Source organism: Pseudomonas sp. 09C 129 (assembly GCF_002843625.1).
In the GTDB taxonomy this organism is placed as follows: Bacteria; Pseudomonadota; Gammaproteobacteria; order Pseudomonadales; family Pseudomonadaceae; genus Aquipseudomonas; species Aquipseudomonas chlororaphis.
In genome coordinates, this window is sequence record NZ_CP025261.1 from 2,985,453 (window position 1) to 3,011,585 (window position 26,133).

Below are 26,133 nucleotides of genomic sequence, written 5' to 3' on the forward strand. Positions count from 1 at the left end.
ATTTATTTCAGCATGGCGTTGGAGGGGGGCATATAGGGCAAATGTGCTATGCCGAGGGCATTTCAGGGCTCTGCTAAAACCCGAGCCACTTCCTCAGTGCTGTACAACGCCTGGCGTCAAACTCTAAAATGAGAAGCATTATCATTAATGTGGATCTGACATGCACGACGACAGCTTTGCCTCGCCCGTCGCCCGGTTGTATGCGAACCATCACGGCTGGCTTCGCGGCTGGTTGCATCGGCGGTTGGGGCACAGCGCCGATGCCGAGGACCTGGCGCACGACACCTTTGTCCGCGTGATGCGCTCGCAGGAGGATGTGCGCGAGCTGCGCCAGCCCATGGCGTTTCTCGCGACCATTGCCAATGGCTTGCTGATCAACCGCTGGCGGCGCCAGGCGATCGAGCGGGCTTACCTGGAAGCGCTGGCGGCGCGGCCGGTGGCCGAGGAGCCTTCGCCGGAAGAGCGGCACTTGATGATCGAAACCCTGTTGCAGCTGGATTCGCTGTTGGTGGGGCTGTCGTCGCGGGTGCGGCAGATTTTCTTTTTGTCCCAGCTCGACGGCTTGACCTACCCGCAGATCGCCGCGCGGTTGAACCTGAGCGTGGCCCAGGTGCAGCGGGCCATGGGCAAGGCGTTCAGTGTCTGTTACGCGAGCCGTTTTGAATGAGTGGCGCCGTGGTTGATCCGCGGGTGCGGGACAGCGCCATCGACTGGATGGTCCGCGCACAGTCCGGGTTGATGAGTGATGTCGAGCATCAGGCCTTGCAGCAGTGGCGGCTGGCGAGCGCCGAGCATGAGTACGCCTGGCAGCGGGTCAGCAGCTTGCCGCTGATGCTGCAGCCTGGGGCCAGTCTGTTGGCCGATGCCACGGCGCGGCGGGCACTGGAGTCGGCCGGGGCCGATCCGCAGCGGCGTCGGCAGGTGCTCAAGTGTCTGCTCGCCCTGGGACTGTTCGGCGGGGTTGCCTGGCAAGGCGCGGATTCCACCCTGGTGCGTTCGGCCCTGGCGACTTACCGCACGAGTATCGGCGAGCGGCGGCGCTGGGTCCTGGCGGACGGTGGCTCGCTGTGGCTGAACACCGCCAGCGCCGTGAACCTGGAGCTGACCGCGCAGCGGCGCAGTGTGCAGTTGGTCGAGGGCGAGCTGGCGCTGGATACGCCGGCGGAATCGGCGTCGCTGCAACTGCTGACCCCGGACGCGGTGCTGTACAGCCGCGGCGCCAATCTGCTGGTGCGCCACGACCGCCAGGGCACCCAGGTCACGGTGCTGCGCGGCCTGGCGCAGGTCAGTGCGCGGCGCCATTGGCTACCGGTGCCGCTGCAGGCCGGTTGGCAAACCCGGGTCGACCGCCAGGGCGTCGCGGCACCGAGCCGCGTTGATCCGTTTATGGCCCAGGCCTGGCTGCGCGGCATCTTGCCGGCCGAACGCATGCGCTTGGATACCTTGCTGGCTGAACTCTCGCGTTACCGCCCGGGCTTTTTGCGTTGCAGCGCAGCGGTCGCGGCCTTGCGCGTGACCGGCAGTTTTCAGCTGGACGACACCGATGCCGCGCTGGCGCTGGTGGCCAATACGCTGCCGGTGCGCATCGAGCGACGAACCCGTTATTGGGTGACCGTGGTGCCGGCCTGAAAATATTTTTTCCCCGGGGCGCAGTTTTTTCGATCTGGCTTGGCCTTCAGGTATGACCCACCGGGACAGGTGGGTGCCAACCCCTAGGAGCCTTGCATGATCTTCCCCGCCCGAGCCTTGTGTGCCCGCACCTTTGGCCTGCTTTTCCTCAGCCTGCCGCCGCTGTGCGGCGCGGCCGTGTTCGCGGCTGGCGAGCGCCAGCACTACAGCATCGACGCCGGTCCGCTGGACCAGGCGCTGTCGCGTTTCGGCGTGCAGGCGGGGATCAATATGGCGGGCAGCGCCACGCTGACAGAAGGCAAGCGCAGCCAGGGCCTGCAAGGCGATTTCAGCACCGAGGCGGGCCTGGCGCGGTTGCTGGCGGGAACCGGCCTGGGCTATCAGCGCCAGGTTGACGGCAGCTTCGAGTTGTATCGGGCGGGCGGGGATATGGTGCTGCCGTCGCAGAAAGTCGTCGGCGAAGATCTGGAGCAGAAGGAGGTGTACTCGGCGCCGCGCTCCTCGCTGTATATCTCCGGCGAGGACATGCAGCGCTTTGGCGTGATCTCGGTCGGCGACGTGCTCAAGGGCCAGCCTGGGGTGCAGGTCGGCGACAGCCGCAACGGTGGCGGCCTGGATGTGAACATCCGCGGCATCCAGGGCCAGAGTCGGGTGGCGGTCACGGTGGATGGCTCGCAACAGGCGCTGGATGTCTATCGCGGGTATGCCGGCACCCAGCAGCGCAGCTATATCGACCCGGACCTGATCAGCGACATCGCCATCGACAAGGGCCCGAGCCTGACCTCCAGCGCCATCGGCGGCACGGTGAAGATGCGCACCCTCGGTGTCGACGACATCCTGCAGGACGGCAAGAACATCGGCCTGCGCTTGAAGGGCGACCTGTGGAACAACGGCGTCGCTCCCGCCTCCCGCGACGGCCACTCCTCGACCGAGGACCTGTACTCGGAACCGCACCGCAGCCGTGGCGGCCTGTTCGGTTCGAAGGCCGAGTCTGGCAGTGCCGCGTTCGCCTATAGCCATGAGTTGTTTGATGTGGTGGCGGCCTATGCCCACCGCAACCAGGGCAACTATTTCGCCGGCAGGAAGGGCCAGGACCGTTATCGCACCTATGACCGTCATGGCCGTGAAGACATGACGGTGGCCACCACCTATAACGCCGGCGAGGAGGTGCTGAACTCCTCTTCGGAGACTGAGTCCCTCTTGCTCAAGACCACCCTGCGCCCGGCGGACGGTCACACTTTCGACCTCGGTTACCGCCGCTACGACGGGCGCATCGGCGAAATCATGCCGTCGGACATTTTCCGTTTCGGCACCGGCGGCATCTACCAGTACCCCCTGGGCCATACCAAGATCGACACCTACACCGCGCGCTACCACTACCTGCCGGACGGCAATCCGCTGGTGGACCTGACGGCCAGCCTGTGGATGACCGACGCGCAAACCAGCCAGCTGACCTCGGTAGCGGCGCCGGCTTCGCAAGCCTATCGCTCGGACCGCAAATGGAGCCGGCAGGCCGACCGCCGCATCGGCGGTGACCTGGCCAACACCTCGCATTTGCAGAGCGACTATGGCGATTTCAAGCTGGACCTGGGCGGCTCGTTCCAGGTCGAAGACTTGCGCCCGCAAAAGGGCGTGGTCACCACCCAGGACGACATCAACGCCAACCGCATGCTGCGCGAAGGAGAACGGCAGGAGTTCAGCCTGAACGGCAAGCTGGAGTACAAACCGGTCGACAGCCTGACCCTGTGGGGCGGCGGTCGTTATACCTATTACCGCAGCAAGGACCACGTCGCCCAAGCGACGGCGCGCTGGGAGGAGCGTGACTTGAGGTACCTGCGGGTCTCGAACGCGGACACCTCCGGCAACATGCTGTGGTTCCCGGATTCGAACGGGCAGTACACCGACGCCACGGACCCGCGCCGGAACAATGGCATTGTCTTCAACAACACCAACTTTCCGTTCGAGGGCATCCGCTACAACGACTTCGGCGCGACCGACTCGACGGTCTATCCGTCGCAGGTGGGCGAGGTGGTCAGCGGTTATGACTATTCCGGCAAGCAGAGCAACAGCGGCGGCGCCTTTGCACCGGCCTTCGGCATCAATGTCGAGGTGCTGCCGGACACCTTCGTCTATGCGTCCTACACCCAGGGTCTGCGCATGCCCTCGCTGTTCGAAACCAGCCAGGGCGTGTTGCAGACCACACCGGGCAAAGGCCTGAAACCCGAACGTTCCAGCAGCTGGGAAATCGGCGCCAGCACGCTGCACAAAGGCCTGCTGCTGGACAACGACTCGGCGGCGCTCAAGCTGGCCTACTTCAACAACAGCATCAAGCACTACATCACCCGCTACTACGACCCGAGCCCGGGCCTGATGGGGCAGATGCGCTTCAGCAATACCGACAGCTACAAGACCAGCGGCCTGGAGCTGCAATCGCACTACGACGCGGGTCGGGTGTTCGCGGACTTTTCGTCCACCTACTACCTGAAGACCGAAACCTGCGACTCGGCCTTCGCCGCACGGCTGCGGGCCAGCAGCAATCGCTATCGGGACTTGAGCAACACGCCGAACTGCACGCCGGGCAGCTTCATGGGCTCGTACTCCAACACCCAGAATCCGCCACGCTTTTCGGCGAACCTGACCTCGGGCCTGCGCTTCTTTGACCAGTCCCTGACCGTCGGCGGGCGCGCCACCTACAGCTCGGGGCCGACGGTCAAGGCCGACGAGAACTGGCAGACCGGCGCGACCACGCCGCAGCTGGTCTACCGTGAGGTGGCGCTGTTCGATCTGTTCCTCAACTACAAGTTGAAGGAACACACCCACCTCAACGTATCGCTGCAGAACCTGACCGATCGCTACTACCTGGACCCGCTGGCGCAGAGCTTCATGCCGGCGCCGGGGCGGACGCTGCGGGTGGGGGTGTTGACGAAGTTCTGAGGGCAGGGCGGGGGCTATCGGCCGGCGGCAGGTGCTGGCCGATCCTTGTCTGTCAGCGGGCAGGGCTGGCGGTCAGGTAGCCGTCGTCTATCGGCGTCAGCCCTGTGACCAGGGCCTCCAGCAGGACCCTGACCTTGGGCAGCGTTTCACGACTTTTGACCCAGGCCAGGTTGATCGGCATTCCCTCGCTTGCCCGATGGGCAAGCACCTCCACCAAGGTCCCTTCGTCCAGCTGCCGCTGGATGAGCCAGGACGGCAACTGCGCGATACCGCAACCGGCCATGGCCGCCATCACGATGCCTTCGCCATTGCCCACCACAAGCTGGGCGGCGACCTGCCGGCGCGTCGTGGCGCCCTGGTCGTCGGTGAAATTCCAGGGATTGATCCGGCCATCCACCCAGCCATAGGCGATGCACTGATGCTGCTGCAGATCGTGCTCGGTCAGCGGGACGCCCTGCCTGGCCAGGTAGGCGGGGGAGGCACAGAAGAGGTGTCGTTCGCGGGCCAGGCAACGCTGCCCCAGCGTATCGGGCCAGGCATCCGCGCCGCCAATACGCACAACGATGTCCACGCCTTCCTTGAACGGGTCGACGAAACCGTCGGAGAAGGAAATATGCGGCGTCAGCGCTGGATGATCCTGGGCAAGGCGCAGCAGGATCGGCAGCACCTGGGCGCGGCCAAAAGCCCCTGGCAGGTCGATGCGAACACTGCCGCGGGCCTCGTTGGCTTCGGCCTTCAGTGCAAACTCGGCGTCTTCCAGGTCGGCCAGCACGCCGGTACAGGTGCGATAGAAGGTCATTCCCGCGTCGGTCAGCGCCAGGCGTCGCGTGGTCCGATGCAGCAGGCGAGTGCCCAGCCGGCCCTCCAGGCGCGCGATGCTTTTACTGACGGCGGAGCCTGTCAGGTGCATTTTCTCGGCGGCGGCCGTGAAGCTGCCAGACTCGGCCACGCAGACAAATACATCGATGCCCTTCAAGCGTTCGGAGGAAAACATAGACATTCCTTATTCGTGAATCTGGCTCCACGCACCCGGTAAAAACCATCAGCAATGAGAACTGGGTTCAGCAGTATGCTTGATCCGCGCCGGCTTTCCTGCGATTGCCACAGCGCGAACCCGACAAAAATAATGGCAATAACGATGAGGCAAGGATGCTGGCCACGCTAAGAAACTATCCGACCACGGTAAACCTGCTGCTTTCAGCGTCCCTGATCCTGACCCTCGCTCGCGCGATCACCCTGCCTTATCTGGTCATTTACTTATCGGGCCACTTCCACTTGAGCATCGCCGATGTCGGCCTGGTCATCGGCAGCACGCTGATCATTGGCTCGCTGTTGAGCCTGTATGGCGGGTTCCTGGTGGACCGGATGTCCAGCTACAGGCTGATCCTGGTCTGCAGTGGCGTGTTCACCGCGGGTTTCCTCGGCACCTTTGTCGCGCGCGATCTCTGGCTGTTCTACCTGTGCCTGGTGTCGATCAACCTGGCCTACGCGGTCATCGATATTGCCGTGAAATCGGGTTTTGGCAGACTGCTCCCCGTCGCTGGCCGGGGCGAAGTGTTTTCGATCAAATACACGCTGACCAATATCGGTTATGCCGTCGGCCCCTTTCTCGGCGCGGGGCTGGCCGGGCTGGATATCAGCCTGCCTTTTCTGTTGTCCGCGGGGCTGGGCGCAGGGTTCTTTTTTGTCTACTTCGTGTGGGGCGACAGGGGCTTGGCGGGCGTTGAACCAAGCCAGCCCCGCGCGCCATTCCTGGCCGTGGGCAAGCTGTTGCTGAGCGATCGCCGGCTGGTGTGCTTTACCCTGGGCGGGCTGCTCAGCGCCGTGGTCTTCGGCCAGTTCAGCGCCTACCTCTCGCAGTACCTGGTGGTGACCACCACAGCTGAAACCGCCTACCGGATTATCAGCAGCATCGTGGCCACCAATGCCCTGACGGTGATCAGCCTGCAATACCTCATTGGCAGAAAAATCTCCCAGCAACACTTGAGCCTGTGGCTCGCCGGCGGGCTGGTTATGTTTGTCCTGGGGCTGGCGGGCTTCGCCCTGTCGACCACCCTGGTGTTCTGGGTCGGCGCCATGGTCATTTTCACGCTCGGCGAGATTATCGTGTTTCCCGCCGAATACATGTTCATCGACAACATCGCCCCCAGCCATTTGCGGGGCATGTATTACGGGGCGCAGAACCTGAACAACCTGGGCGCGGCATTGGGGCCTGTGCTGTGCGGGACGGTCTTGGCGGTGCAGCCGCCCCAATACATCTTCTACATGCTGATGCTGTTTATCGTCGCGGGCGGGATGCTGTACTTCCTCGGGGCTGCCATTGCCGGCAATACGGCGCCGGGGGAGGAAGGTGTCGCCGGGGGCTAGCAGGGAAGGGGTTGGAGGGTCGCTGAGAAGTAGCTGGTTCGAGCCGGCAGCGGCGTGGGTCCGGCGGGTTGGCCCGCTGATCGCCCGGGCCATTTCCTATGCCTGTGGGGCCAGCGCCTGTCGATTCAACGGCGGGCGCTGATCCCCGGCCTGGCCATCAGTTGGACAGCGCCGTCACCCTGGCTCGCGCCGCGTGCAGCTTCTTGTAGCTGTCGATCAGGCGCAGGTGGCGGTCGATCCCCTCCAGCTTCATGCTGGTCGGCGTCAGGCCATAGAAGCGCACATCGCCATTCACCGAGCCAATCACCGCATCCATCCGCTCGTTGCCGAACATGCGACGGAAATTGGCTTCGTAATCTGCCAGGTCCAGATCTTCGTCGAGCTCCATCTCCAGCACCGCATTCATCGCCTGGTAAAACAGGCCACGCTCGGCGGTGTTGTCGTTGTACTGCAGGAACATCTCCACGCACTCCTTGGCTTCTTCATATTGCTGCAAGGCCAGGAAGATCAGCAGCTTCAACTCCAGGATGGTCAGTTGACCCCAGGCGGTGTTGTCGTCGAACTCGATGCCGATCAGGGTGGTGATATCGGTGTAGTCGTCCAGTTCGCTTTCTATCAGGCGCTCGAGCAACGCCTGCAACTCTTCCTCGTCGAGGCTGTGCAGGTTGAGGATGTCGGAGCGGAAGAACAGTGCCTTGTTGGTGTTGTCCCAGATCAGGTCTTCCACCGGGTAGATTTCCGAGTAGTCCGGCACCAGGATGCGGCAGGCGGTGGCGCCCAGGTGCTCGTACACGGCCATGTAGGACTCCTTGCCCATGCCTTCGAGAATGCCGAACAAGGTCGCGGCTTCCTGGGCATTGGAGTCTTCACCCTGGCCGGAGAAGTCCCACTCGACGAACTCGTAATCCGACTGGGCGCTGAAGAAGCGCCACGACACCACGCCGCTGGAGTCGATGAAGTGCTCGACGAAGTTGTTCGGCTCGGTGACCGCCTGACCTTCGAACGTCGGCGGCGGCAGATCGTTCAAACCCTCGAAACTGCGGCCTTGCAGCAGCTCGGTGAGGCTGCGCTCCAGCGCCACTTCCAGGCTTGGGTGCGCGCCGAACGAGGCAAATACGCCACCGGTACGCGGGTTCATCAAGGTCACGCACATCACCGGAAACTCACCGCCCAGGGACGCATCCTTGACCAGCACCGGAAAGCCCTGGGCTTCCAGGCCCTGGATGCCGGCGAGAATCCCCGGGTATTTGGCCAAGACTTCTGCCGGTACATCCGGCAGGGCGAATTCGCCTTCGATGATTTCGCGTTTGACGGCGCGCTCGAAGATCTCCGACAGGCACTGCACCTGGGCTTCAGCCAGGGTGTTGCCGGCGCTCATGCCGTTACTGAGGTAGAGGTTTTCGATCAGGTTCGACGGGAAATACACCACTTCGCCATCCGACTGGCGCACGAACGGCAGCGAAACAATGCCGCGCTCTTCATTGCCGGAGTTGGTGTCGAACAGGTGCGAACCGCGCAGCTCGCCTTCGCGGTTGTAGACCTTCAGGCAGTACGCATCGAGGATTTCGCTCGGCAGCTCGTCGTTGGGGCCTGGCTGGAACCAGCGCTCGTCCGGGTAATGCACGAACGGTGCGTTGGCGATCTCTTCGCCCCAGAACTGATCGTTGTAGAAGAAGTTGCAGTTCAGGCGCTCGATGAACTCGCCCAGGGCCGAGGCCAGGGCGCCTTCCTTGGTCGCGCCTTTGCCGTTGGTGAAGCACATCGGCGACTGCGCGTCGCGGATATGCAGCGACCACACGTTGGGCACGATATTGCGCCACGAAGCGATTTCGATCTTCATGCCCAGGCCGGCCAGGATGCCGGACATGTTGGCGATGGTCTGTTCCAGCGGCAGGTCCTTGCCGGCGATGTAGGTGGTATGTGCCTCGGCGCTCGGCATCAACAAGGCCTGGGCATCGGCGTCGAGGTTTTCCACCTCCTCGATCACAAACTCAGGCCCGGCCTGTACCACTTTCTTGACCGTGCAGCGGTCGATGGAGCGCAGGATGCCCTGGCGGTCCTTGTCGGAGATATCCGCCGGCAACTCGACCTGGATCTTGAAGATCTGGTTGTAGCGGTTTTCCGGATCGACAATGTTGTTCTGCGACAGGCGAATGTTGTCGGTGGGGATATTGCGGGTGTCGCAGTACAACTTCACGAAGTACGCCGCGCACAACGCCGATGACGCCAGGAAATAGTCGAACGGACCCGGTGCCGAGCCATCGCCCTTGTAGCGGATGGGTTGATCGGCCACCACCGTGAAGTCATCGAACTTGGCTTCAAGTCGGAGGTTGTCGAGAAAGTTGACCTTGATTTCCATGGGGCACACCGAATAACGAGCAAAACGAAATGGCGGCCATTATCCGGTTTTTCAGCGCGAAGTCTTGCGCTTTTCGGCAAGCGGGCCAGGTGGTTGGGGGGAGGAGGTCGCGGCCTGCGGCATCAGCTCCTCTCACTCATCACCGATTGACATCAGGCTGGCAGCCCACGCTTGGCTGGCAGTGTAGCGGGCGTAATAAGCCAGCTTCTCTGCCTTACTCAAACCGGTAAAAAACGGCAGGAAGTACTGGTCGTTGTAGTAACCCTGGGCACCTTGCAACTGCGTTCCCCACCATGCAGGGTCGTAACCCTCGAAGGCTATCCAGGGCGGCGGAACGGCGAAACGCTGGCGCTGAATGGCTTCGAGAAAGTCAGTGCTGTTGGTTACCAGGCGTACCGTGACGGCGTTGAATTCCCGGGTGGAGATAAAACAGATCAGGTGCTGGTGGTTTTGGAGGTTTTCATACTGCCTGACGGGAAGGTCGTTGAAGTTGCGTTCGTGGGTCAGGGTGAAACTGGATTCGATAAGTGCCTGGAAAGAATCCCTGTCGCTTCCATCGATCAGCAAGGCCCCGTAATAAGCCGGCACGCCTGTGTCTTCCAAGGAAACCGCGCGTAGTGGAAGGGGGAGGGCAGGAGTAGTGTGTTTAAGGGGGTCGGTGAAAACCGCTTGGAGTTCTGACAGGGAATAGCCCGTAATTTGCTCTTTGGGGGTTCGGTCAAAAAGACCTGCGATACGGCTGAAAAAATTCATATCGTCCTTGATTCAGCTTTGATGTGTTCATTGAAAGGGCTCCTCGAGGCCATTGATTTAGGGTTCCTTGAAACCCGGCAAGCCATTGGCCTTACGCCAGTCTTGGACTGTTTTCAAAATTCCCTTTGGCGAATCGTCTTCACCATCCTCGGGATAGTAAATCCAGTCAGATGCGGCGGGATTGCCAGTTATTTTAATAAAGTGCTCTAACAGCTCATCCTGATATTTCTCTGTACCCACCGCATTGCATATTTCTTCGAGTAGCTCAAGAAAATCACTTTCGGTGTATTCGGACAAAGAGCTTGCAAGCTTGATCATCGTTTGTTGTTCCTGTGCAAGTCGATGTGGTGTCTTGGCGTGACGACACCAAGGTTATCTAAATCGTAAACCTCACCGCTTTCTGAAATAGGTATCTTGTGATGCAGTTCAAAGGAGCGTCGCCCGCCAACGGTATCAGAGGCTCTTGCGCGTGGAGCCATGCCGTCTCGCACTCGTGCCTTGTTGCTGTTGTTAAACTGCGCAGCTAATTCTGGATCATCACTTACAGCCCTCCACAACTCCTCCCGAAAAGCATCAAAGCTTCTGAACTCCCTCCCGCGCAACTGATCAGCAATCCCTGTAGGTATCGGAGAACCTAACCCGGAGTCGGCCCCCGCGAGCCAGAGACCTTCTACGTCCTGCCCCCGACCCGTAACCGTACCGGGCGTCTTGCGCACGCTCAGTACGATATAGAGCGGCCGAACCCCGGACCCCGGCGGGAACACCAGGATGAAGTCCTTGTACTCCGGCGGGTAGATCGGGTTGACGATGAGGGTGTCCGCCTGTTCGGTGGGCGGAAAGATCCAGATGTGGGGGGCTTGGGGCGCGGCCTCCAGCGGGGGGATGCCGGAGGTGCTGGACGGGTCCACCGCGGGTGTCCAGATCAGGGTGACACCGTCGCCGAAGTCGGCTACTTGCTGCTGGCCTTTGGCAGCGAAGCGCACCACCGGGACCATTTCCCAGCCACGCTGCTTTTGCGTGTTGTAGCCATAGCCCTTGAGCGTGCCGTCGGACCGTTGTTCGAGATGCAGGCGCACGCGGGTGCGGCCTTCTTTCAGCGCGTCGAGTTGCTCTGGCGTGTACAAGGCGCTGTCGCCCAGGCTCGACGGCCAGAGCATGGCCACCACGCCAGCCAGGGCACCGGCGACGACCCCGCCGGTGGCCACGCTAGCCCCGGCGGACGCCACGGCCTCGCCACCCAGCGCAAGGCTACCCAGCACGGGGGGAAGGGTGCCGCTGATTTTCTTGAGCGGGATATTCCCCGTCGCGTTCGCGCCACGGCCCCCCAGCAAGACAAGCTCGCCATAGTCCTTGATGGCGTCGGTGGGAATCGCCCCGGATGGGCTGAGGTAGTCCATGACCCCGTCGGGCAGCTTGCAGGATTTGGTGAATGTGCAGCCGGCCATCGCCTGTTGCTTGCGGGGTGGGCTGGCGAGGCTGTCTGCGTAGGCTTGTTGGCGAACCAGCATCCGTTCATAGGCGTTCTGCCTGGCCTCTTGTTCCGCCCGTTCGCTGGGGGTCATGTCTCGGTAGCTGACATGGTGCCCGTCGCCGGAAGGGGGATTCTTGATCGGGGGAAGTCTGTTGCGCGCCATCGAGGGTTCTGCCTGTCCATCCGTTGCGGTTTTCCAGCCGGAGGCGGGATGGCATCAACCCTATTGGGTAGGACGAGGCATTACTCTGGGAGGAATCTGAAAGGTTTGAAGGGCGAGTCTTTATTTTTTACGGGCTGACAAGCAGGACGATTCTGGCTAATGCCGATCCGTTAAGGACGAGAGTGGGGCTGGTGTAGGAGCGAGCTTGCTCGCGATGGACTTGAGAGCGCCGCGTTCATCCACTCGACACGCGTTATCGTTAACCGCCGTCGCGAGCAAGAACTAGGCGTCCCCCTTGTAAGCTGGTTTTACCTGCTTCGGATCGTGGTTCCCAAAGGTTTCAAGATCGTGAGCGAGCCTGATCCGGCTCAGGCTTCCCGGCCGTGGGCCGCCGCGGCCAGTTGTTCGGTATCGACCCGCACGAAAATCGAGTCGCCGATCGCCGTCAGCACATCGCCGGCGTAGACCTCGCAGATCACCCGGCTCTTGCGCCCGACTTCACCTTCGACCCTGGCGCGCAAGGTCAGGGGCACGCCCATCGGTGTGGGCTTGATGAATTTGATGCCGAGGTTGCCGGTCACGCAGTTGATTCGTGGCTGGCTGTCCAGGGCGCGTTTTTCAGCGCGGTAGTGGTAGGCCATGGCGGTCCAGTTCGAGTGGCAGTCCACCAGCATGGCGATCAGGCCGCCGTATACAAGCTCGGGCCAGCCGCAGTATTGGCTGTCCGGCAGGTGCTCGGCCATCACATGCACCCCATCCTCATGCCAGTGGCTCTTGATGTGCAGGCCATGGGGGTTGCGGCTGCCGCAGCCAAAACAAACGCCGTCCGGCGCGGTGCTGTCTTGCAGGGAGAGTGGGTGCATGTGTCTTACCTTTCTTATTGTTGGAGAAGGAAAACCTCAGGCCGCCTGTGCCTGTATCTGCAGGTCGCCGTCGATGTCCTTGACCAGCCCGCTGGCCAGCAGCAGGGGCAGCAGGCGCTGGTGCAGTTGCGGCTCGACGAATTCCTTGACGGTGTCCAGCGCCAGGTTGCCGCTGGTTTCCAGCTCGGCCTTGGTGTAGGACAGCCAGGCCTTCTTCAGCACCAGCAGTACGTCGCTGCCGGCGGTGGTGGCGAAGCGGCGGTGGGTGACTTTACCGCCGAAGTCGAAGCTGTGCTGGTAGGCATAACCGCTCTCGACACCCGCGCTGGCGACACAACGACCGCAGGTGCATTTGCCGTCGCCGAAGGCCGTGCGCAGATAGGTGTTGAAGTCCACCACGGGCTTGAGCCCCAGGCGCTTGTCGACTTCGAACAGATCCCCGGTCAGTTTTTCTTCAGTGCTCAACGTCCATTTCCTCAAGTCATGCGGCGTGTTTTCACAGGGCCGCACGATACCAGCCAGACGCTTGCAGGGGTAATTTTCTGCCCGGAGGGGGCGAGAACCCCTGCGCCAGGAACCTGGACCGGCGGTTGTTGCCGAGCCTGGCGCCCGTAGTGAACAAGTGGCCAGTAAAAGAGAGGCACATTGCCTTCTCCGATAAGGTCCGATGCTGGCCCCGCGGTCGCTTAATCACCGCCAAAATCACTTTAATTTCAGGTGGTTAGGTAGATCGAAAAATGCGCAATGTGTGGATGACGCTGACCTCGTTCGCCTTGGTCAGCGTGGCTGTCGCGGCCGAGGGCAAGGAGTTGCCGGCCAATGACCGGTATGTGTGCAGTTGGGGCGCGGGGACGGCGGCGCGGGCGCAGGAGCTGAAACTGTCGGGCGTTTCGCTGTATGCCGCGCGGCAGAAGCTGCAGACCTACAAGTTCAGCAAGGGCTGGATGCGCATGCTGGCCCTGGGCATTACCGAACAGACCTACGACAGCCCCTCGCGGGCCAAGCCGGCGACGGTGCGGCAGAGTTTTTACGACGATTGCGTGCGCTACAAGCTGGCGCGCAAATAACCGGGGAAGGCACGCGCAATTGCCGGTTGCCCGGGCTGCCATGCTGGCGTGGGCGCCGGCGATCCTGGGTCGAGGCATGTCGGCTTTGCCTCATGTACCCGGACCTTTGGTCCATGGGCCGACAGAGTCCGCCGCCATCTGATCCGTATTTTTCTTCGTCACCTGCGTCTGTATCGGGATCAGATCTGGCCTGACAATAACGCACCCCTCAGGCGCACCGGTCCGCCGGCTGGAGCCTGAGGCTGCGTTCTGCTTTTCGCGCTGGCGAAAACCTATTGTTCAGGAGGCCTTTATGGCGAAGATGGCGATTTTCTTGTTTGGATTCTTGGCACTGACCATCGCGATCGGTCTGCTGGCGACCATCTCCCCGGTCTGAGGGGAAACCTCAGCCCCGTCTCGCCGAGGCGGGCCGAACCGCTATTTGGAAAACTTCCTCGCCCCGGCCACGCACAGAATCACCGCCACGGTCACTCCCAGCATGCCCAGGCTGACCTGTTCATGCAGCAGGGTGGCCGCCAGGGCCAGGCCAAAGAACGGTTGCAGCAACTGCAACTGGCCGACGGCGGCGATCCCTCCCTGGGCCAGCCCGCGATACCAGAAGACAAAGCCGATCAGCATGCTGAACAGCGCGACGTACCCCAGGCTCAGCCAGGCGGGCAGGGTGATGCTGCTAAACGACGGCGGGGCGCGCAACAGGCTCAACACGGCCATGACCGGCAGCGCCAGCACCAAAGCCCAGGAAATCACCTGCCAGCCGCCCAGGGTGCGGGAGAGCTTGGCGCCTTCCGCGTAACCCAGGCCGCAGACCAGGATCGCCAGCAGCATCAGGATGTCTCCGGCCGGCGCGGCGCTCAGCCCCTGGGACAGGGCAAACCCCACCACCAGCAGGCTGCCCAGCACCGAGAACAGCCAGAACACCGGCCGCGGCCGCTCGCCGCCGCGCAGCACGCCGAACGCCGCGGTGGCCAGTGGCAGCAAGCCCAGGAAGACGATGGAGTGGGCCGAGGTCACATACTGCAGGGCCAGCGCGGTCAGCAGCGGAAAGCCCACCACCACGCCCAGGGCCACTATCGCCAGAGGCCACAGCTGGTTTCTACTTGGGCGTTTTTCCTTGAACAGCAGCAACAGGCACAAGGCCAGGACCCCGGAGATGCTGGCGCGGGCCACCGTCAGGAACAGCGGGTCGAATTCCAGCACGGCGACCCGGGTGGCCGGCAGCGAGCCGCTGAAAATCAGCACGCCGATAAAACCGTTGAGCCAGCCGCTCGCGGCCTTTTGCGTGGTGGGGTGTGGCAGGGGGGATGTCCGTTCCATTCAGGGGCTCAGCTCTGTTCAAGGGTAAGCGCCGCGCTACAGGGCGGGATTGCGCCTGGGCTGCTCAGGCCCCATCCTAGGAGCGCTAAGCAATACAATCAAAATATTGTCATGGATACATTTCGCTATGGCCCGTGCCCGCTACAAACAACTGGTCGATGCTTTTGCCGCCGATATCCGTGGCGGCGCCCTGCCGCCCGGCGCCCGCCTGCCGACTCACCGCGAGCTGGCCGCCAGGGAAGGGCTGGCCCTGGTGACCGCCTCGCGGGTGTATGCCGAGCTGGAGGCGATGGGCCTGATCAGTGGCGAAACCGGGCGCGGCACCTTTGTCCGCGAGACCGCATTGCCGCCGGGCCAGGGCGTCGACCAGCAGGCCACTGCGGCGGGCACTCTGGACCTGAATTTCAACTATCCGGCGTTGCCCGGGCAGGCCGAAGTGTTGCGCGGCGGCCTGCGCCAACTGGCGGCCGCCGGTGACCTGGAGGCGCTGCTGCGCTACCAGCCCCACAGTGGTCGCAGCCACGAGCGGGCCGCGGTGGCGCGGTATCTGGTCTCTTGCGGGTTGCGGGTAGACGCCGAGCAGGTGTCGATCGTCAGCGGCGCCCAGCATGGCCTGGCGACCACGGTGATGGCGCTGCTCAAGCCCGGCGATGTGGTCGCCACCGATGCCTTGACCTACCCGGGGTTCAAGGTGGTGGCCGACGCCCACGGCGTGGAGCTGGTGTCGATTGCCCTGACCGAGCACGGCCCCGACCTGGCGGCCTTCGAGCAGCTGTGTCGCAGCCGACGGGTGCGGGCGGTGTACGCCATGCCGACCCTGCACAACCCCATGGGTTGGGTGCTGGATCTGGCGTGGCGCGAGCGTCTGGTGCACATAGCCCGGCAGCATCGCCTGCTGATTATCGAAGACGCCGCCTATGCCTTTCTCGCCGAGGATCCGCCCGCGCCGCTGGCAGCCCTGGCGCCGGAACTGACGGTGTATGTGTCGGGCTTTTCCAAGAATGTCGCCACCGGGCTGCGGGTCGGTTTTGTCGTCGCGCCGCCGGCCTGGGTGCCGCAGATCGAACGGGTGATCCGCGCGACCACCTGGAACACTCCCGGGGTGATGACGGCGTTGGTCTGCAACTGGATCGACGACGGCACCGTGGCGCGCCTGGAAACCGAGAAGCGCCAGGACGCGCAAGCCCGGCAGGCGCTGGCCAGGGAGGTGTTGGCCGGCCTGGCGTACATCGGGCATCCGGCGTCCTATTTTCTCTGGCTGCCGCTGCCCGAGGAGGTGCGTGCCGATCAGGTGGCCATGGCCTTGCTGCGGGAGAATGTCTCGGTGTCCACCGCCGAGCCCTTTGTCAGCGCCGCGCCGGTGCCCCACGCGATTCGCCTGGCCCTGGGCTCGGTCGATATGGATCAGCTGCGGGTGGCACTGGAAAGGGTGCGCAAGGTGATTGCTCAATACGCCTACTGAAGGCCCCGCGCGGCAAGGCGCGGGAGCCCGTTGGCCGTCAGACCTTGAACTGGGTTACCAGGCCGTTGAGTTCCACCGCCAGGCGCGACAGGTCCTGGCTGGCGGCGTTGCTCTGGTTGGCTCCGGCCGAGGTCTGGGTCGCCAGGTCGCGGATGTTCACCAGGTTGCGGTCCACCTCGCGGGCGACCTGGGCCTGCTCTTCGCTGGCGCTGGCGATCACCATGTTGCGTTCGTTGATCGAGGTGATGGCCTGGGTGATCTGGTCCAGGGCCAGGCCCGAAGCGCGGGCGGCTTCCAGGGTCAGGTGGGCGCGTTCGTTGCTGTGGCGCATGGCGCTGACCGCGCCTTCGGTGCCTTCTTCGATGGTGTTGATCATGCTTTCGATTTCCTGGGTCGACTGCTGGGTGCGATGGGCGAGAGCCCGCACCTCATCGGCGACCACGGCGAAACCGCGTCCGGCGTCGCCGGCCCGGGCGGCCTCGATGGCCGCGTTGAGGGCCAGCAGGTTGGTCTGCTCGGCGATCGAGCGGATCACCTCCAGGACCTGACCGATATTGCGCACATCCACCGCCAGGTGCTCGACCTGCTCGCAGGTGCGGGTCACTTCGTCGGCCAGGTCGCCGATGGAATCGACGGTGTGTTGCACCTGCTGCCGGCCGTGGTGGGCGGTGGCGTCGGTTTCCCGGGATGCTTCGGAGGTGCTGACGGCGTTGCGTGCCACTTCTTCCACCGCCGCGGTCATTTCGTTGACCGCGGTGGCGGCCTGTTCCAGCTCGTTGCTCTGCTGGTGCAGGGTCTTGCTGGAGTCCTCGGTCACCGCATGCAGTTCCTCGGCGGCCGACGCCAGCTGGCTGGAGGAATCGGCGATCTTCTGCAGGGTGCTGCGCAGGCTGTTCTGCATGCGTTGCAGGGCGTGCAGCAGGCGCGCTGGTTCGTCGTTGCCGGTCACGCTGATGGCATGGCACAGGTCGCCGCTGGCGATGGTTTCGGCGACTGCCACGGCCTGGCTCAGCGGCCGCACGATGCTGCGGGTGAGCACGATGGCCAGGCCGACGGTCAGCACCAGCACGATGGCCAGGATCGCCAGCACCAGCCCGACCGCGCTCTGGAACACTTCGTTGCTGCGCGTGGCGGCCACTTCGCCGCCGTGGGTATTCACCTCGACCACGCTCAGCAGTTCCTTGAGCATGGCGTCGGCATTGGTCAGGAACGGCCCGCCGTCGACGATGGCGATCGCCTCGTCCTTGCGCCCCTGGCGCGCCAGGTCGAGGACGCGCTGCTGGTCCTTGAGGTACAGCGCCCTGACCCCCAGGTAGCGCGCGTACGCAGCCTTTTCCTCGGGGGCGATACTGAGCTTTTCGTAGGCCAGTTGCTGGGCCGACAGTTGCTCGTCGAGTTGCTTGATCCGGTCCAGCAGGGCCTCGACTTCGGTTCTGTCGCGTACGACCAGCAGGCGCAGGGTCAGGGTACGGATCTGGGTACTGGTCAGGGCCACGGCGTTGGCCGCGACGATCGAGGGCAGCCAGTTCCTGTCGACCTCGAGCGACTGCTCGTTCATGCGCCGCATTTCCAGCAGGGAGAACGCCCCGAGCGCAACCGCGAGCAACGCGATCAGGGCAAAACTGAGGCCTGCACGGCGGGAAATGTTCATCGATCGTAAAAGCATGACTGTGTTCCTTGTGGCGGCAAAAGGCACAACCTGCGCGGCATCCGGCAGGTTCGCAGCAAAGCGGCGCGCGCTCGGAAAGGCTCCGGGGCGTCGTCGGTTCTTGCAGGCAAGACAGGCGGGAGGCGCATCGTGGCGCCTTCTTTTATGAGGTCTTCCGGGGTGGATGGGGCTGCACGGGCCCTGGCCGGAAAGGTGGTGATGATATCACAGTGATGTCGGTGGCGTCGGCGAGGTGGAGCGCAGGGCTCCACCTTGAGGGCTCAGCCGTGCTGGATGCCTGCGCGTTTCAGCAACTGCTTGCAGCGCTCGGACAGGTGGGTCACCCGCAGGTGCTTGCCGGCCTTGCCGTAGCGTTCGCGCAGGGTTTTCAGGGCGGCGATGGCCGAGTAGTCGACGAAGCTCAGGTGGCGGCAGTCGAGGGTCACCTGGGCCGGGTCGCCCGCCGGGTCGAAGTGGTTGAGGAAGGAGGTGGTCGAGGCAAAGAACAGGGTGCCGTGGACCCGGTACAGCTTGCTGCCGTCGGCTTCCTCATGGCTGTCGGCGTACAGCTCGCGCGAATGCTGCCAGGCGAAGTTGAGGGCGGCGATGACGATGCCGCACAGCACCGCGATGGCGAGGTCGGTGAACACGGTGATGATGGTCACCGCGACTATCACCAGCATGTCGTTCAACGGCACTTTGTGCAGCACCCGCAGCGAGCCCCAGGCGAAGGTCTGCTGGGCCACCACGAACATCACCCCCACCAGCGCCGCCAGTGGAATGCGCTCGATCAGGGGCGAGAGAAACAGCACGAACAGCAGGATCATCGTCCCGGCGACCACCCCGGACAGCCGGCCACGGCCGCCGGAGCTGAGGTTGATCACGGTCTGGCCGATCATTGCGCAACCGCCCATGCCGCCGAACAGGCCGGAGGCGATATTGGCCGCGCCCAGGGCCACGCATTCGCGGTCGGGGAAGCTGCGGCTCTCGGTGATTTCGTCGGTGAGGTTGAGGGTCAGCAGGGTTTCCAGCAGGCCGACCATGGCCATCAGGAACGCGTAGGGGGCGATGATGCCCAGGGTCTCCAGGTTCCACGCAATGTCCGGCAGCACCAGGCGTGGCAGGCCGCCGGCGATATGGGCCATGTCACCCAGGGTGCGGGTCGGCAGGCCCAGCAGGTAGACCAGCAGGCCGACCCCGAGGATCGCCACCAGCGCCGGCGGCACCGCGCGGCTCAGGCGTGGCAGCAGATGGACGATGGCCATGGTCAGCGCCACCAGCCCGAGCATCAGCCACAGGGGCGTGCCGCCGAGCCAGCGTTCATCGGCCTTGAAGTGCTCCAGCTGGGCCAGGGCAATGATGATCGCCAGGCCGTTGACGAAGCCGAGCATCACCGGGTACGGCACGATCCGCACCAGCTTGCCCAGGCGCAGCAGGCCGAAGGCGATCATGACCAGGCCTCCCAGCAGCACCGTGGCCAGCAGGTACTGCACGCCGTGCTGCACCACCAGCGCGACGATCACCACCGCCATCGACCCGGCGGCGCCGGAAATCATCCCCGGGCGGCCGCCGAACAGCGCGGTCAGGGTGCAGATGATAAAGGCCCCGTACAGGCCCATCAGCGGGTTGAGGTGGGCGACCAGGGCGAAGGCGATGCACTCGGGCACCAGGGCGAAAGAGGTGGTGAGTCCGGCCAGGACGTCGGCGCGAAGGCGAGCGGGTTTCATGGTTTACCTGAGAGGGTGGCCAGGGGCGGCCGGGGTTGCGAGGGAGTGTCGAAAGGCGGCGAATGTTACGGAATTACAGCCGCGCCAGCCAGCCGTGGGGCTTGTATTGATGGGCGCTCGCGGCAAGACTGCATGGCTTCGGCGCTTAATACCGGGCAGCCAAGGAGCCTCCATGCCATCAAGCAAACGCGAGCAGGCGCGTCTCGAACGCCGCCTGGCTGCCAGCCTCACCGACGCCTGCGAAACCGCCAAGGCAGAAATCGTCGGGTTCTCCTGGCTGACCCATGTGGTCGATTACGCGGCGTTTCCCGCCAGCCTGAGGGTGGTATGGGTGTTCGACACCCAGGCCAGCAAGTCCCTGGCCCTGGCCTGCGGGCAGGGCGAGCGCATGCTCGAACTGACAGCCATGGCGCTGCATGACGCCGGCGTGGAGTTGCAGGCGCTGGCGGCCCATGTGCGCTACGACAGCGAAGAACAGTGCCAGCGCATCAACGGCGGCAACTGGCAACAACGCCTGGCGCGGCTGGGCTGAGCGCCGCTGGCAAGCGCGGCTAAACGCCGCACCCGACCAAGGTCGCACACAACCTGTCATCCATTTGGCAGGAAGCGGGGTGCCGCGTTTTGCTACCATGCGTGGCTTTTACGGATGGGCCGCCTGGCGGGTCGTCTGGACTTTCGGCTCCTCAAAGGGCGGTAACGAATGAGTGTTTTGTTGAGTCGCCGCGAGGTGATTGCAGGTATGGGGGTGTTGGGTCTCGGTCTTCTGGCCGGCTGCGATACCCGGGGCCAGCTGTCGTACAAATATGGCAAGGATCTGAGCGACAAGATCATGGGCCGTACCTTCAAGCTGAAGGACACCGAGGGCAACGTCAGGACGCTCTCAAGCTATAGCGGCCTGATGCCGATGGTGTTCTTCGGTTTCACCCAGTGCCCGGCCATCTGCCCCACGACGCTGGCGCGCGCGGCCCAGGCCAAGAAACTGATGGGCCGCGACGGCGACCGCCTGCAGGTGATCTTCATCACCCTGGACCCCGAGCGGGATACCCCGGAGGTCCTCGACGCCTACGTCAAGGCCTTCGACCCGTCGTTCGTCGCGCTGTACGGCACGCTGGAGCAGACCGCGGCCACGGCCAAGGAATTCGACGTGTTCTACGAGAAGATCCCCAGCGGTTCGACCTACACCCTGTCCCACACCGCCACCAGTTTTGTCTACGACTCCCGGGGCACGTTGCGCCTTGGCTTGTCCCAATCGCTTACCGCGCAAGAGTGCGCGGAAGATCTACTGACCGTCATGGAGGTCTGCTGATGTACCCGGCCCTGAATAAAACCGCTATCGCCCAACGCGCCAAACGCATCCTGATCGGCCTGTCCCTGCTGGGCCTGGCGGGCCAGGCCGCGGCCCAGACCCAGGTCGACGACGCCTGGGTACGCGCCACCGTCGCCGGGCAACAGGCGACCGGGGCCTTCATGACCCTGACCGCCAGCGACGACAGCAAGCTGCTCAGCGTCGAGTCGCCAGTGGCCAAGATTGTGCAGATTCACCAGTCGAGCATGCACAACGATGTGATGAGCATGCGCCCGGCGGACTTCGTCGCGTTGCCGGCCGGCAAGGCCGTTGCCCTGGACCCCCACGGTTATCACGTGATGCTGATCGACCTGGTGGCCCAGGTGAAGGAAGGCGACAAGGTGCCGCTGACCCTGGTGGTGGAAAATGCCAAGGGCGAAAAAGAGTCGATCAAGGTCGAGGCCCAGGCCCGCGCGCTGAACATGCCCGACCACAGCAAGATGCAGCATTGATGGTTGGCGGCACCTGCGACGACCGGCAGCCAGGCTGAAGCATGGCCAAGGAAATCGACAACCCCTGCATCGCCGTTTGCCAGTTGAGCGGCGACCTGTGCCTGAGTTGCGGGCGCAGCAAGGACGACATCCGCCAATGGAAGCGCATGAAGCGCCCGGAAAAGATGGCGGCGGTGCAGCGGGCGAGCCAGCGCTTGAAGGCGCTGCGCAAGAAGGGCGGCGGCGCCAGCCGCTGATCTCCCCCCCAGCCGGCCTCCAGCGCCGGCCTTCAGGTTCCCGGCGTCTGCGCCGCACACTCGCGTAACCAGGCGATACAGGCCGAGACCCGTCGCGGCAGGGTCTCCAGGGCCGGGTGGACGATGTAGTAATCGTATTCGCCGCTGCGGGTAAACCCGGTGAAGGGCAGCACCAGCTGGCCTTGCCCGATCGCCTCGCTGACCAGATGCTCGCGCCCGATCGCCACGCCGGCATGGTGGATGGCGGCGGTGACGCAAAGGTCCGAGCGATCGAAAGTCACCCCGCGCTTCGGCATGGCCACATCATCGCCGTGCTGGCGAATCCACAGCGCCCATTCGGAATCGAAGGTGGCATGGTCCCAGGCCAGCGAGTCATGCAGCAGGGTGCAGTGCTGCAGTTGCTCGACCACGCCGGTCAATCCATGGCGTTCGGCGTATTGCGGGCTGCACACCGGTGCGACCCGCTCCTGCATCAGCTTGTGCGCCGCCAGCCCATGGAACTCGCCATTGCCGTAGTACAGCGCCAGGTCGATCTGCCGGGTGCGGAAGTCGATGCGGTCGTTGCCCACCCGCAGGTCGAGCCTGACCCCGGGAAAACGCTGGCCGAACTCGGCCAGGCGCGGCACCAGCCAGGAATGGGCGATGGACGGGTGGGCGTACAGGGTCAGCGGCCCGGCCAGGTCGGCGTCGACCGGCTGGGCCAGGACTTCGGACAGCTCGCCCAGGGTCTGCTGGAGGATCGCGAAAATCCGTTCGCCGGCCTCGGTCAGCTCGACCCGCCGGGTCAGCCGGCGGAACAGCTGGATCGACAGCTCCGCCTCCAGCCGGGCGATGCGATGGCTGACCGCGCTGGCGGTCAGGCACAACTCATCGGCGGCTTTGCTGAAACTCAGGTGGCGGGCCGCGACCTGGAAGGTGAACAGGTTCGAGAACTGGCTGCTGTTGAGCTTGGCGTCCAGTCGGGGCGGTAGGTTGTACAAGCCGGCACTTCTCCTGTGGGTCGGTTATGAGCCTTGCAGCACCCGGGCGCCTTGCGCCAGGTAGGCCTGCATCTCGGTGTCCGGGACCATGCTGCCGCCCGTGGCCCAGACCAGGTGGGTGGCCCGGGCGTAAGCCGCGGCGCTCAGGCCGCTGCGCTGCAAGTACTGGTCACGCTGTGCCTGCACCCGGGCGATGCCTGGGACACCGGCCACCGCCGAGGGCTCCAGGTGCAGCTGTTGGTGCTTGGCCATCAGCCAGACCAGAGCATGCAGTTCGTCATCGCTGACGGTGTAGTAACCCTCGATCAGCCGCTGCATGGCGCGGCCGACAAAACCCGAGGCGCGGCCGACGGCCAGGCCGTCGGCGGCGGTGCGGTTGTCGATGCCGAAGTCCTGCACCGACACCTCGTCATGCAGCCCGGTGTGCACCCCAAGCAGCATGCACGGCGAATGGGTGGGCTCGGCAAATATACAGTGAACGGCGTCGCCGAACGCCAGCTTCAGGCCGAACGCCACGCCGCCGGGGCCACCGCCGACACCGCAGGGCAGGTAGACGAACAGCGGGTGCTCGGCATCGACCCGGACCCCGGCCTGCGCCAGTTGCCGGCTCAGGCGTTCGGCGGCCACGGCGTAGCCGAGGAACAGGTCGGTGGAGTTTTCGTCATCGACGAAGTGGCAGGCCGGATCGGCGCTGGCCTGTCGGCGCCCCTGGGCCACGGCGATGCTGTAGTCGCTCTGGTATTCCATGACATTCACACCGTGGGCGCGCAGCTTGTCCTTCTTCCATTGGCGGGCGTCGGCGGACATGTGCACCGTGACCTGGAAGCCCAGCCGGGCGCCCATCAGGCCGATGGACAGGCCCAGGTTGCCGGTGGAGCCGACGGCGATCCGGTAGTGGCTGAAGAACGCCCGGGCCTCGGGCGAGTCGAGCACGCTGTAGTCCTGGTCCGGGCGCAGCAGGCCGGCCTCCAGGGCCAGGCGTTCGGCGTGCTTGAGCACCTCGTAGATACCGCCGCGGGCCTTGATCGACCCGGAGATCGGCAGGTGGCTGTCCTGCTTGATCCACAGCGCGCCGGGCAGGGCCTGGCCATAGCGGTCGGCCAGCACCGCCTGCAAGGCCGGCAGCGGCTGGATCGGCGATTCGAGAATGCCGTTGTTGGCCAAGGTCTCGGGGAAGGCCACGCGAAAATACGCGGCGAAACGCGCAAGGCGCGCGCTGGCGTCGGCCACGTCGGCGGCGCTCAGCGGCACGTCGCCCAGGCCATCGGCCAGGGGCGCGCGGGTGGCGGTGAACCAGGTAGTTTCGCGCAACGCGATAAGCTCTTCGAGCAGCGGGAAGCGGCGGGTCCAGGTAGCGAGTGGCTGGCCTGCGATCATGGGGAAGTTTCCTGTGGCAAAGGTTTAAACGAAATGAGAGAGGGCCAGGGTCAGCAGCAGGGCAACCGCCGAGGCCAGGACCGTGGCGCTGGTGAAGGTCTTGAGGGCATCGGTCAGCGACACCCCGAGGTATTCCTTGACCACCCAGAAGGCTGAGTCGGTGACGTGGGTCCAGCCGATGGCCCCGGCGCCGATGGCGACCACGATGATCTCCTTGCTGTAGCCGGAGTCGACGCCCAGGGTCGGCAGCACGATGGCGGCGGCGCTCATCATGGCCACGGTCGCCGAGCCCACCGCGAAGTGCATCAGGCCCGCCACCAGCCAAGCCAGGACTACGGGGTTGATGTCCAGCCGGGTCAGGGAATCGGCCAGCACCTTGCCCACGCCGCTGTCGATCAGGATGCCGTTGAAGGCACCACCGGCACCGATGATCAGCAGGATGCTGGCCAGCGGCGGCAGGCTTTTCTGGGTGTGCCCCAGCAGGTCTTGCATGCCCAGGCCACGGCGCAGCCCCAGGGACCAGTAGGCGAAGACCACGGCGATCAGCAGCGCCACCAGCGGGTTGCCGAAGAACGACAGCAGCCCGGACAGCGTCGAGCCGGCGGGCAGGGCGCTGGCGAAGGTCTTGCCGATCATCAGCAGCAGCGGCAGCAGGATGGTCAGCAACGTCAGCCAGAAGCCCGGCAGCACTCGTTCGCCACGGGCCTCGCAGCGCTCCTCGAGGAAGGCCGCCTGCCAGGGTTCGGCCTGGCTGCGCGCCACCAGGCGGATCCACAGCGGCCCGGCGACGATGGCGGTGGGCAGGCCGACGATCAGGCCGTAGAGGATCACCTTGCCGACGTCGGCCCCCAGCAAGTGGGTAATGGCCATGGCCGCCGGGTGCGGCGGCAGCATGCAGTGCACGCACATCAGCGACACCGCCAGCGGCACGCCGAGGTGCAGCAGGTTGAGGCGGGTGGCCTTGGCCACCACGTACACCAGCGGAATCAGCAGGATGTAGCCGACCTCGAAGAACACCGGGATGCCGGCGATGAACCCCACCAGCATCATCACCCAGGAGGCGCGCCGCTCGCCCAGGGTGTCGAGCAAGGTCCGGGCGATGCGTTCGGCACCTCCGGACTCTTCGAGCATCTTGCCGAGGATACTGCCCAGCCCGATGATCGCGGCGAGAAACCCCAGGGTATCGCCCAGGCCCTTCTGGAACGATTCGAGCATGGCATTCAAGGGCATTCCCGAGCCCAACCCGACCAGGCCGCAGGCGGCGATCAGCGCCAGAAAGGCATGCACCCTGAACCTGACAATCAACACCACGATCATCACGATCGCGGCTAACAACACCCACAGCAACGCGCCATTGCTTTGCATCGGCCAACCCTCTTATTGATTTTGTGACGGGGTCCGTCAAAGGACTTCGCGGGACGAGAGTTAACGCTCGGCCGCGCGGGGCTGACAAAAGATCATTGCTCAGCAGATGGGTGATGCTGGGTCAGGCGTGGGAATGGGCGTGGGAATGGGAGCCGCGAGGCCGGTCCGGCCGTGGAATCCCGGGCCACGGGCGTGACCCGGTCGAGGGGTGTGAGTCAGCCGGCGGTGCTTTCCGGCAGTCTGGCGATGACCTTGATCTCGAAGTCGAAGCCATAGAGCCAGGTCACGCCCACGGCGGTCAGCGTCGGGTGCGGCGCCTGGCCCCAGAACTCCGGCACCACCTTCCAGATGGTTTCGAAGCGGGTTTCGGGATTGACGATAAACACCGTGACATCGATCACATCCTCGAAGGAGCTGCCGGCGGCCGCCAGGATGGTGTTGAGGTTGGTGAACGCGAGGCGCACCTGGGCCTCGAGGTCCGGCTCGGGCGAGCCGTCGGCGGTGCTGCCGACCTGCCCCGAAACGAACAGAAAGCCATTGGAGCGGATCGCCGGCGAGTAGCGGTTGCGCTGGTAAAGTGCCTGGCGTTCGGGCGGAAAAACCACGTCGCGCTGAGTCATG

At 64.2% G+C, this 26,133-nt stretch carries 24 protein-coding genes and 1 pseudogene; 10 read left to right on the forward strand and 15 right to left on the reverse strand.

Annotation, left to right across the window (positions count from 1 at the left end; genetic code table 11):
• Positions 1 to 160: 160 nt before the first annotated feature.
• From CXQ81_RS13590 to CXQ81_RS13600, 3 genes are all read left to right on the forward strand, one after another.
• Positions 161 to 667 (forward strand): sigma-70 family RNA polymerase sigma factor, encoded by a 507-nt coding sequence (locus tag CXQ81_RS13590; protein ID WP_007922932.1) that lies wholly within the window; start codon positions 161 to 163, stop codon positions 665 to 667.
• Positions 664 to 1,629 (forward strand): FecR domain-containing protein, encoded by a 966-nt coding sequence (locus CXQ81_RS13595; RefSeq protein ID WP_101337472.1) that lies wholly within the window; start codon positions 664 to 666, stop codon positions 1,627 to 1,629. The genes CXQ81_RS13590 and CXQ81_RS13595 overlap by 4 nt, the downstream gene beginning before the upstream one ends.
• 96 nt (positions 1,630 to 1,725) lie before the next feature.
• Complete coding sequence (locus CXQ81_RS13600) at positions 1,726 to 4,563, forward strand: TonB-dependent receptor (protein WP_101337473.1); 2,838 nt, start codon at positions 1,726 to 1,728, stop codon at positions 4,561 to 4,563.
• A gap of 52 nt (positions 4,564 to 4,615) precedes the next feature.
• On the opposite strand, the gene CXQ81_RS13605 is transcribed toward CXQ81_RS13600, so the two are convergent.
• Positions 4,616 to 5,557 carry a LysR family transcriptional regulator gene (locus tag CXQ81_RS13605; RefSeq protein ID WP_101337474.1) on the reverse strand — a complete coding sequence of 314 codons (942 nt, stop codon included), beginning with the start codon at positions 5,555 to 5,557 and terminating at the stop codon, positions 4,616 to 4,618.
• A gap of 155 nt (positions 5,558 to 5,712) precedes the next feature.
• Here CXQ81_RS13605 and CXQ81_RS13610 point away from each other — a divergent pair, with 155 nt between their 5' ends.
• Positions 5,713 to 6,930, forward strand: coding sequence for an MFS transporter (locus CXQ81_RS13610; protein WP_101337475.1), 1,218 nt, complete (start codon positions 5,713 to 5,715; stop codon positions 6,928 to 6,930).
• Positions 6,931 to 7,087: 157 nt separating this feature from the next.
• Here CXQ81_RS13610 and CXQ81_RS13615 read toward each other — a convergent pair whose 3' ends face one another.
• The 6 genes from CXQ81_RS13615 to CXQ81_RS13640 form a co-directional block, all read right to left on the reverse strand.
• Positions 7,088 to 9,289 (reverse strand): OsmC domain/YcaO domain-containing protein, encoded by a 2,202-nt coding sequence (locus CXQ81_RS13615; RefSeq protein ID WP_101337476.1) that lies wholly within the window; start codon positions 9,287 to 9,289, stop codon positions 7,088 to 7,090.
• 132 nt (positions 9,290 to 9,421) lie between these two features.
• A complete protein-coding gene (locus CXQ81_RS13620) occupies positions 9,422 to 10,042 on the reverse strand; it encodes a hypothetical protein (protein WP_101337477.1) in 621 nt (206 codons plus the stop codon).
• Positions 10,043 to 10,099: 57 nt separating this feature from the next.
• A complete protein-coding gene (locus CXQ81_RS13625) occupies positions 10,100 to 10,360 on the reverse strand; it encodes a bacteriocin immunity protein (protein WP_007924870.1) in 261 nt (86 codons plus the stop codon).
• Positions 10,357 to 11,676 (reverse strand): S-type pyocin domain-containing protein, encoded by a 1,320-nt coding sequence (locus CXQ81_RS13630; RefSeq protein WP_101337478.1) that lies wholly within the window; start codon positions 11,674 to 11,676, stop codon positions 10,357 to 10,359. Before CXQ81_RS13630 ends, CXQ81_RS13625 begins: the two co-directional genes overlap by 4 nt.
• A 368-nt stretch (positions 11,677 to 12,044) precedes the next feature.
• Positions 12,045 to 12,539, reverse strand: coding sequence for a PaaI family thioesterase (locus CXQ81_RS13635; RefSeq protein ID WP_007924872.1), 495 nt, complete (start codon positions 12,537 to 12,539; stop codon positions 12,045 to 12,047).
• Between the two features lie 36 nt (positions 12,540 to 12,575).
• Positions 12,576 to 13,004: a hypothetical protein gene (locus tag CXQ81_RS13640; RefSeq protein WP_087088203.1), complete on the reverse strand. Its 429-nt coding sequence runs from the start codon at positions 13,002 to 13,004 to the stop codon at positions 12,576 to 12,578.
• Positions 13,005 to 13,276: 272 nt separating this feature from the next.
• On the opposite strand from CXQ81_RS13640, the gene CXQ81_RS13645 reads away from it, so the two are divergent.
• Entirely contained in the window at positions 13,277 to 13,606 is a 330-nt protein-coding gene (locus CXQ81_RS13645; RefSeq protein WP_007924875.1) for a hypothetical protein, read from the forward strand.
• Positions 13,607 to 14,023: 417 nt separating this feature from the next.
• Here the strand turns inward: CXQ81_RS13645 and CXQ81_RS13650 are convergent, their stop codons facing one another.
• The gene (locus CXQ81_RS13650) at positions 14,024 to 14,920 is read right to left on the reverse strand and encodes a DMT family transporter (protein ID WP_101337479.1); all 897 of its coding nucleotides are present in this window, start codon (positions 14,918 to 14,920) and stop codon (positions 14,024 to 14,026) included.
• Between the two features lie 127 nt (positions 14,921 to 15,047).
• On the opposite strand from CXQ81_RS13650, the gene CXQ81_RS13655 reads away from it, so the two are divergent.
• Entirely contained in the window at positions 15,048 to 16,382 is a 1,335-nt protein-coding gene (locus tag CXQ81_RS13655; protein WP_101337480.1) for a PLP-dependent aminotransferase family protein, read from the forward strand.
• A 37-nt stretch (positions 16,383 to 16,419) separates the two neighbouring features.
• Here CXQ81_RS13655 and CXQ81_RS31740 read toward each other — a convergent pair whose 3' ends face one another.
• The 3 genes and pseudogenes from CXQ81_RS31740 to CXQ81_RS13665 form a co-directional block, all read right to left on the reverse strand.
• Positions 16,420 to 17,283, reverse strand: coding sequence for a methyl-accepting chemotaxis protein (locus CXQ81_RS31740; protein ID WP_370686802.1), 864 nt, complete (start codon positions 17,281 to 17,283; stop codon positions 16,420 to 16,422).
• Positions 17,278 to 18,048: pseudogene (locus tag CXQ81_RS31745) on the reverse strand (MCP four helix bundle domain-containing protein); the annotation flags it as partial. The gene CXQ81_RS31740 and the pseudogene CXQ81_RS31745, both read right to left, overlap by 6 nt.
• 263 nt (positions 18,049 to 18,311) lie before the next feature.
• Positions 18,312 to 19,757, reverse strand: coding sequence for a SulP family inorganic anion transporter (locus CXQ81_RS13665; RefSeq protein WP_101337482.1), 1,446 nt, complete (start codon positions 19,755 to 19,757; stop codon positions 18,312 to 18,314).
• Positions 19,758 to 19,929: 172 nt separating this feature from the next.
• On the opposite strand from CXQ81_RS13665, the gene CXQ81_RS13670 reads away from it, so the two are divergent.
• The 4 genes from CXQ81_RS13670 to CXQ81_RS13685 all read left to right on the forward strand — a co-directional run bounded on the left by CXQ81_RS13670 (position 19,930) and on the right by CXQ81_RS13685 (position 21,790).
• Positions 19,930 to 20,289 carry a hypothetical protein gene (locus tag CXQ81_RS13670; protein ID WP_101337483.1) on the forward strand — a complete coding sequence of 120 codons (360 nt, stop codon included), beginning with the start codon at positions 19,930 to 19,932 and terminating at the stop codon, positions 20,287 to 20,289.
• Between the two features lie 168 nt (positions 20,290 to 20,457).
• Complete coding sequence (locus CXQ81_RS13675; RefSeq protein WP_007924889.1) at positions 20,458 to 21,063, forward strand: SCO family protein; 606 nt, start codon at positions 20,458 to 20,460, stop codon at positions 21,061 to 21,063.
• On the forward strand, positions 21,063 to 21,554 hold the full coding sequence (locus CXQ81_RS13680; protein WP_007924890.1) for a copper chaperone PCu(A)C: 492 nt from the start codon (positions 21,063 to 21,065) through the stop codon (positions 21,552 to 21,554). Before CXQ81_RS13675 ends, CXQ81_RS13680 begins: the two co-directional genes overlap by 1 nt.
• Positions 21,555 to 21,595: 41 nt before the next feature.
• Positions 21,596 to 21,790 carry a DUF1289 domain-containing protein gene (locus CXQ81_RS13685; protein WP_007924891.1) on the forward strand — a complete coding sequence of 65 codons (195 nt, stop codon included), beginning with the start codon at positions 21,596 to 21,598 and terminating at the stop codon, positions 21,788 to 21,790.
• A 32-nt stretch (positions 21,791 to 21,822) separates the two neighbouring features.
• Here CXQ81_RS13685 and dsdC read toward each other — a convergent pair whose 3' ends face one another.
• The 4 genes from dsdC to CXQ81_RS13705 all read right to left on the reverse strand — a co-directional run bounded on the left by dsdC (position 21,823) and on the right by CXQ81_RS13705 (position 26,132).
• On the reverse strand, positions 21,823 to 22,770 hold the full coding sequence (gene dsdC / locus CXQ81_RS13690) for a DNA-binding transcriptional regulator DsdC (protein WP_101337484.1): 948 nt from the start codon (positions 22,768 to 22,770) through the stop codon (positions 21,823 to 21,825).
• A 24-nt stretch (positions 22,771 to 22,794) separates the two neighbouring features.
• Positions 22,795 to 24,147 carry a D-serine ammonia-lyase gene (locus CXQ81_RS13695; protein WP_101337485.1) on the reverse strand — a complete coding sequence of 451 codons (1,353 nt, stop codon included), beginning with the start codon at positions 24,145 to 24,147 and terminating at the stop codon, positions 22,795 to 22,797.
• A 24-nt stretch (positions 24,148 to 24,171) separates the two neighbouring features.
• Positions 24,172 to 25,512, reverse strand: a complete 1,341-nt coding sequence (locus CXQ81_RS13700; RefSeq protein ID WP_101337486.1) for a gluconate:H+ symporter — start codon at positions 25,510 to 25,512, stop codon at positions 24,172 to 24,174.
• Positions 25,513 to 25,727: 215 nt separating this feature from the next.
• Complete coding sequence (locus CXQ81_RS13705) at positions 25,728 to 26,132, reverse strand: RidA family protein (RefSeq protein WP_101337487.1); 405 nt, start codon at positions 26,130 to 26,132, stop codon at positions 25,728 to 25,730.
• Between the last annotated feature and the right edge of the window lies 1 nt (position 26,133).

What these genes read in the sequence shown, in the direction of transcription:
- CXQ81_RS13590 (WP_007922932.1), top strand. Translation starts at nt 161, where the DNA reads ATGCACGACGACAGCTTTGCCTCGCCCGTCGCCCGGTTGTATGCGAAC.
- CXQ81_RS13595 (WP_101337472.1), top strand. Translation starts at nt 664, where the DNA reads ATGAGTGGCGCCGTGGTTGATCCGCGGGTGCGGGACAGCGCCATCGAC.
- CXQ81_RS13600 (WP_101337473.1), top strand. Translation starts at nt 1,726, where the DNA reads ATGATCTTCCCCGCCCGAGCCTTGTGTGCCCGCACCTTTGGCCTGCTT.
- CXQ81_RS13605 (WP_101337474.1), bottom strand. Translation starts at nt 5,557, where the DNA reads ATGTTTTCCTCCGAACGCTTGAAGGGCATCGATGTATTTGTCTGCGTG.
- CXQ81_RS13610 (WP_101337475.1), top strand. Translation starts at nt 5,713, where the DNA reads ATGCTGGCCACGCTAAGAAACTATCCGACCACGGTAAACCTGCTGCTT.
- CXQ81_RS13615 (WP_101337476.1), bottom strand. Translation starts at nt 9,289, where the DNA reads ATGGAAATCAAGGTCAACTTTCTCGACAACCTCCGACTTGAAGCCAAG.
- CXQ81_RS13620 (WP_101337477.1), bottom strand. Translation starts at nt 10,042, where the DNA reads ATGAATTTTTTCAGCCGTATCGCAGGTCTTTTTGACCGAACCCCCAAA.
- CXQ81_RS13625 (WP_007924870.1), bottom strand. Translation starts at nt 10,360, where the DNA reads ATGATCAAGCTTGCAAGCTCTTTGTCCGAATACACCGAAAGTGATTTT.
- CXQ81_RS13630 (WP_101337478.1), bottom strand. Translation starts at nt 11,676, where the DNA reads ATGGCGCGCAACAGACTTCCCCCGATCAAGAATCCCCCTTCCGGCGAC.
- CXQ81_RS13635 (WP_007924872.1), bottom strand. Translation starts at nt 12,539, where the DNA reads ATGCACCCACTCTCCCTGCAAGACAGCACCGCGCCGGACGGCGTTTGT.
- CXQ81_RS13645 (WP_007924875.1), top strand. Translation starts at nt 13,277, where the DNA reads ATGCGCAATGTGTGGATGACGCTGACCTCGTTCGCCTTGGTCAGCGTG.
- CXQ81_RS13650 (WP_101337479.1), bottom strand. Translation starts at nt 14,920, where the DNA reads ATGGAACGGACATCCCCCCTGCCACACCCCACCACGCAAAAGGCCGCG.
- CXQ81_RS13655 (WP_101337480.1), top strand. Translation starts at nt 15,048, where the DNA reads ATGGCCCGTGCCCGCTACAAACAACTGGTCGATGCTTTTGCCGCCGAT.
- CXQ81_RS31740 (WP_370686802.1), bottom strand. Translation starts at nt 17,283, where the DNA reads ATGCAGAACAGCCTGCGCAGCACCCTGCAGAAGATCGCCGATTCCTCC.
- CXQ81_RS13665 (WP_101337482.1), bottom strand. Translation starts at nt 19,757, where the DNA reads ATGAAACCCGCTCGCCTTCGCGCCGACGTCCTGGCCGGACTCACCACC.
- CXQ81_RS13670 (WP_101337483.1), top strand. Translation starts at nt 19,930, where the DNA reads ATGCCATCAAGCAAACGCGAGCAGGCGCGTCTCGAACGCCGCCTGGCT.
- CXQ81_RS13675 (WP_007924889.1), top strand. Translation starts at nt 20,458, where the DNA reads ATGAGTGTTTTGTTGAGTCGCCGCGAGGTGATTGCAGGTATGGGGGTG.
- CXQ81_RS13680 (WP_007924890.1), top strand. Translation starts at nt 21,063, where the DNA reads ATGTACCCGGCCCTGAATAAAACCGCTATCGCCCAACGCGCCAAACGC.
- CXQ81_RS13685 (WP_007924891.1), top strand. Translation starts at nt 21,596, where the DNA reads ATGGCCAAGGAAATCGACAACCCCTGCATCGCCGTTTGCCAGTTGAGC.
- CXQ81_RS13695 (WP_101337485.1), bottom strand. Translation starts at nt 24,147, where the DNA reads ATGATCGCAGGCCAGCCACTCGCTACCTGGACCCGCCGCTTCCCGCTG.
- CXQ81_RS13700 (WP_101337486.1), bottom strand. Translation starts at nt 25,512, where the DNA reads ATGCAAAGCAATGGCGCGTTGCTGTGGGTGTTGTTAGCCGCGATCGTG.
- CXQ81_RS13705 (WP_101337487.1), bottom strand. Translation starts at nt 26,132, where the DNA reads ATGACTCAGCGCGACGTGGTTTTTCCGCCCGAACGCCAGGCACTTTAC.